The 5,276-nt window shown below is 33.0% G+C and carries 5 protein-coding genes; all 5 read right to left on the reverse strand.

Features of this window, described 5'->3' with window-relative positions; translation table 11 throughout:
• Nucleotides 1-189: 189 nt before the first annotated feature.
• On the reverse strand, nt 190-1,020 hold the full coding sequence (locus tag HKP48_RS04260; protein ID WP_296343169.1) for a S1-like domain-containing RNA-binding protein: 831 nt from the start codon (nt 1,018-1,020) through the stop codon (nt 190-192).
• A 108-nt stretch (nt 1,021-1,128) separates the two neighbouring features.
• On the reverse strand, nt 1,129-1,467 hold the full coding sequence (locus HKP48_RS04265; protein WP_296343171.1) for a DUF2853 family protein: 339 nt from the start codon (nt 1,465-1,467) through the stop codon (nt 1,129-1,131).
• Between the two features lie 92 nt (nt 1,468-1,559).
• Nucleotides 1,560-3,320 (reverse strand): thiamine pyrophosphate-binding protein, encoded by a 1,761-nt coding sequence (locus HKP48_RS04270; RefSeq protein ID WP_296343173.1) that lies wholly within the window; start codon nt 3,318-3,320, stop codon nt 1,560-1,562.
• A 32-nt stretch (nt 3,321-3,352) separates the two neighbouring features.
• Nucleotides 3,353-4,468 carry a chorismate-binding protein gene (locus tag HKP48_RS04275; RefSeq protein WP_296343175.1) on the reverse strand — a complete coding sequence of 372 codons (1,116 nt, stop codon included), beginning with the start codon at nt 4,466-4,468 and terminating at the stop codon, nt 3,353-3,355.
• A complete protein-coding gene (locus HKP48_RS04280; RefSeq protein WP_296343177.1) occupies nt 4,469-4,894 on the reverse strand; it encodes a hotdog fold thioesterase in 426 nt (141 codons plus the stop codon).
• Between the last annotated feature and the right edge of the window lie 382 nt (nt 4,895-5,276).

Genomic DNA, 5,276 nt, shown 5'->3' on the forward strand with positions numbered 1-5,276 from the left:
GAGCGGATTAAGAATAATAATCAACGCCTAAAGGAGTTTGCATTATATGCCATTACAGGGCAATCCGCTTGGGAATTATGGAGAACAAGTACTAATTCAGTCATATATTAGAATATAGCCAAAAATATTTAAAGAATTAGAAGATACTATTGATTGGGTTGTAGATATCCTTACCAATCCTTAGGCCATCTATTTTAAATAGATGCCATCTTCTCTTATGTCAATCTTGCGTTCTTTATATAATGAGCCTATTGCTTTTTTAAAGCTTTTTTTGCTCATTTGAACCAAGTTTTTTATGGAATCAGGCGCAGACTTATCATTTAAAGGTAAAAAGCCACTATTATCCCCCAAAATAGTTAATATAGTTTGCGCATTGGGTTCTATACCTCTATAACCGGTTTTACTCAAGGATATGTCTAACTTATTTCCTTGTCTAATTTTTTTAACAATCCCCTTTAATTTATCTCCAACACTAAGATCTTTAAAGATTTCATCTTTAAATATTAAGCCATGATGAAGTTTATTAACAATAACATTCATCCCAATATCTGATGGGTGAGAGACTATTAAATCTACTTCCTCAAAATGTTCTACAGTGAGTTCTTTATTGTCTAAAAAATGGTTTGTTTTACTAGAAGCTACTAAACGCTGAGTTTCTTCGTCTAAATAGCAATGAACCAGATACCAACCACCTGCTTTCATCTTAAAAGCTTGTTCTTTAAAAGGACAAAACAATTCCTTTACTAAACCCCAGTCTAAAAAAGCTCCAAACTTTGTGACTTGGTTACAGCGTAATAGCGCAAAATCTCCTTTTTTTATGTAAGGTTTATCTGTTGTAGCAACTGGTCGTTCTTCATTATCTAAATAGGCAAAAATCTCAATCTTATCGCCTATTTCAAAAGATTCTGGAACATATCTATTAGGTAACAATATTTCATTTTCTTCATTATCGCCTAAAAAAAGTCCTGGTTCTGTATCTCTTAAAATAGTGAGTGTATTGTATTCGCCTAAATGTATCATGCAGCAAAGGTATTCATATTAGTTTCATGTTGAAATAAATTAAGCATAAAAGAAAAGCGTTAGTATTATTTAATAATACTAACGCTTTTCTATTTTTTTATCCAGTTTTTAATAAACTGATTCTTTTTTAAAGTGCTTTACAAGCATGTAATAAATTACAGCTCTATACTTGTTACGGTTAGAACGCCCATAAGTTTCAACAACACTATCAATAGCTTTATCTAAATCTGCGCTATCGCTTAATCCTAATTTTTTAATTAAAAAGTTATTTTTAACAGTGGCTAATTCTTTTTCGTCAGAACCTGAAACTGTTGCGGCATCTGCATTATAAATAGATGGCCCTAAACCAACTGTTACTTTAGCTAGCAAATCCATATCAGGATTCATACCACACTTTTCTTTTAAATCTGCAGCGTACTTTGCTATAAGTTCGTCTCTTTTACTCATCTTATGATTTTTTGGTTAATACATTTCTACATTATAAAGATACTAATTTTACAACTCAATATCAATGACTTGCAAATTATTCAGGAATTTTACTACTTAATAAACTTAAAATAATCTAAGAGTATTGAATCGTTTACTGTTGAAGGTGTAAAAATTTCTAGTAATTTGGGTTGGTTTGAAGCTTCGTAAAACTCCTCTAAATTAGTACTTAACTCCTTACTATCTTTAGCAGAACGGTATTCAAAACCATACATGTTGCATAAATATGAAGCATTGAGATTATGTTTGGTTTCAAAATAAGTATCAAAATTCTCCGTGTTTTTATGTCCTGGAAGAATTCTGAAAATTCCTCCACCACTATTATTCAAAACAATTATCCTAAAATTATTAGGGACATAATTATTCCAAAGTGCATTACTATCGTAGAAAAAACTCAAGTCCCCTGTTATAAATGTAACGCGCTCTTTGGAAGCAATAGCGGCTCCAATTGCCGTACTTGTACTTCCATCGATTCCACTTGTGCCACGATTACAGAATACGGTAATATCACTACGCAATTGAAATAGTTGTGTATATCGAATCGCGGAACTATTACCAACTTGTAATTGACTGTCTTTGGGCATACTCTTCAAAACTCTATCAAAAACAGTAAAATCTGAAAACGGAATTGTATCCAAATATTGGTCGTGCATCTTACGACGTTTCTGTCGAATATCAAGCCAATAAAATTTATAATCGCTATCTACTTTGTTTGTTATCGCTTTTAAAAATACGTTTAAAAATGAGTTTGGATTGACTTTAATATGTTTGTCTAATACAAAAAATGTATCATTCGCATTATACGCGTCAATATGCCAGTGGTATTTGGGGTTATAGTCCCTTAAAAACCGTTTTACTTTTTTTGAAACTATTAATCCCCCTAGAGTTAGTAATACTTCGGGTTGTAATTTTTTAAAATCTTGGTCTTCAAGTGATGCAATTAGCTTATCAATTCCAGGGAAAATATCTTTATGATGTAAATTTGAAGTCGTCTCTGTTAAAATAATAACACTATCATCCTGAGCTAATTTATTTAATAATTCTCCTTCAATAGAATTAGGCTGTAATACACCAACCAGGACCATCTTTCGTTTTGAGTTTTGCCAAATTTCTGCGCACTCTACTATTTCTGAATCATCAATACTTATGTAGTTATCTGCTAATTTGAATGGTTTAGGACTTATTGTTAATGTCTCTACTCTATCATACAATGGCTCATCAAAAGGGACATTAATATGCACTGGTCCAGAATTTAAAACCGCTGAGTGCAACGCCTGATGAATTTCGGTCTCATTTTGAGATTGGATACCTTCTTGTAAACCCAATAGCTTTTCAACCTTATTCTCTAAATTCTTAAAGATTGGCACTTCTTCTTTTGGTGCTTTTTGAGTTTCTTCCCGTAAATCGAGTTTTAGATTCGCGCTATAAAAAACATGTTCTCCATAAACATTTTTTTGTTTAATGGTTTGTCCATCTCCAATATCTACCAAATGTTTTGGGCGATCTGCCGACAAAACGACCAACGGAATTCTACTGTAATAAGCCTCAGATACCGCTGGGTAGTAATTTAATAACGCGCTTCCAGATGTACAAACTAGTGCCGTTGGCTCTTGCGTTTGTTGGGCGATTCCCATAGCAAAAAAAGCAGCGCAACGCTCATCTACAATACTGTAGCATTTAAAATAATCATCATGGGTAAATCCAATAGTCAATGGTGCATTTCTGCTACCTGGAGATATTATAATATGCTTGATATTATGCGTTTTGCATAGTGTTACGACTGTTTGAGCTAAAGGAATTTTCGAGTAGTTCATCAGTATACAAAGATAAGTATTTCTCTATGGACTTATATTAGTATATTACCAATAGTTTTAGTCTTGTTTTGGGTTTCCTGCCATTCTTTTTCTGCAACAGAACTTTTAGTAATTCCACCACCAACGTAAACAATAGCTTTAGCCTCTTTTATTTGCATACATCGTAAATTGACATAAAAATTAGACGCTGTTTTAACTACAGCGTAAGCATTGTTTTCTAAATTACGTCGATTGGTGTTTCTAGTTTTAGATAATTTCAGATTTAATTCACCTAAAAACCCTGTATAAAATTCTCTTTTATAATTTTCATTTTGGAGAATGAAATTCTTGGCTTTTTCCTTCGGGAATCCACAAACTGCCGGTGTTGGATGCAATGCCTCGATTATGGACTTTAAATGAGATTTACTATCTATGCTACTAATTAAACGGGTTTTGAGATGCCAAAGATTTCCTGCTCTAATTGTTTCTACTTCAGAAATACGAGTGTTAGAGGTATATGGTGAAATTTGTTTAGCCAAAAAGTCAGTAACAATTTGCTGCTCTTCTAACTCTTTATCTGTCCAATTAGGTTTAGTGTTTGAACGATAAGGCTGAGTTCCTGCTAAAGAAATCGTTGTTAATTGCTGGCCTTCGACCTTAAATAATAACTCTGGCGTAGCGCCTAACCATAAACCTACTTTTGGATGATACCAACAATACACCATCGCATTTTTGTAGGTATTAAACAAACGCTTAAAAATAGTGATGGGATTATCTAAAATTGGTCGCTCCTCGTTACGAGACAAAACAACCTTCTGCAAATCATTGTTTTCAATAGCTTTAATACCTTTATTTACTAAATCTACATGAAACGACTTTCCTATGTCTGAAGTTTTATAGTCGCTCTTACCTAGAGCTTCAACTTCAATATTTGAAACTTCCAAAACATGATGTTCACATTCATCTTGTGGAAAAACAATGGCAGCCTCCTTTAAGTCAAAGGGAGAAAAAACAAATCCACGTTCTGAAAACGATTCTGTTTGATGTAAAGTGGCATCCTTTTGCAACCAACATTTTATGATAGAATTTATTGGACGACTGTACACAACAAAAGGTAAATTGCTGACATAGTGCTCTTCTAAACTCTGGAAAAAAGTGGCTTCAGTCATTTACTTTTTCTTAGGCAAAGTAATAGTAGATAAGCGACAAACAGAAACCAAGTTCTCGTACTGGTCTGTAACTCTAATATCTAAAAGCTGCGTCGTACGACCACGATGTAAAAAAGATGCTTTTGCGTAGATATAACCTTCAGTCACACTTTTCAAGTGATTAGCTGTAATCTCCAAACCACGGACAAAAAATTCATCAGTGTTGGTAAAAATATGTGATGCAAAACTTCCGACACTTTCTGCAAGAGCTGCAGTTGCACCACCATGTAAAACACCATCGGGTTGGTATACTCTAGAATTAACTGGCATACGAGCCGTTAAGGTGTCTTCAGTAAAATCTACAATCTCAATCTCTAATGTTTCCATTAGTGTATTTTTACTAGCCTTATTGGCTTTTTGTAGTAATTTTTCTTTAGAAATTTGCATAGTAACTCCTACTTTTAGAATAGGAAAACAAAAATACTGAATCTCTCAAGAAATACGTATCTTACTACTAAGAATAGGATGATAATGTTATGTTAATTAAACTATAAAGCCAAGGATAAAAAGAAATTAGGAGCAATTATATTTGCCATATACATTTTTTTACGTTTTGTAATATCTATGATTCTCACAAAAGACAAAAGGAAAAACATTATCCTGATTTAACGGAGAAAGAGATATTTGAGGAATATAAATAAGCAAGTAAATAATCCTCGGGGCAAGCCCACGAGGCATTAAAATAATTTCAATTGATTATTCTTTTTCAAACTTTTATAATCCTTTTCAACACCTTGTTCCTTGACATAATTTGCTATCAATTTTTCAG

It is taken from the genome of Winogradskyella sp. (genome assembly GCF_013042245.1).
GTDB lineage: Bacteria > Bacteroidota > Bacteroidia > Flavobacteriales > Flavobacteriaceae > Winogradskyella.

Coding starts and splice junctions, on each gene's coding strand:
- HKP48_RS04275 (WP_296343175.1), bottom strand. CDS start 4,468: ATGACTGAAGCCACTTTTTTCCAGAGTTTAGAAGAGCACTATGTCAGC.
- HKP48_RS04280 (WP_296343177.1), bottom strand. CDS start 4,894: ATGCAAATTTCTAAAGAAAAATTACTACAAAAAGCCAATAAGGCTAGT.
- HKP48_RS04260 (WP_296343169.1), bottom strand. CDS start 1,020: ATGATACATTTAGGCGAATACAATACACTCACTATTTTAAGAGATACA.
- HKP48_RS04265 (WP_296343171.1), bottom strand. CDS start 1,467: ATGAGTAAAAGAGACGAACTTATAGCAAAGTACGCTGCAGATTTAAAA.
- HKP48_RS04270 (WP_296343173.1), bottom strand. CDS start 3,320: ATGAACTACTCGAAAATTCCTTTAGCTCAAACAGTCGTAACACTATGC.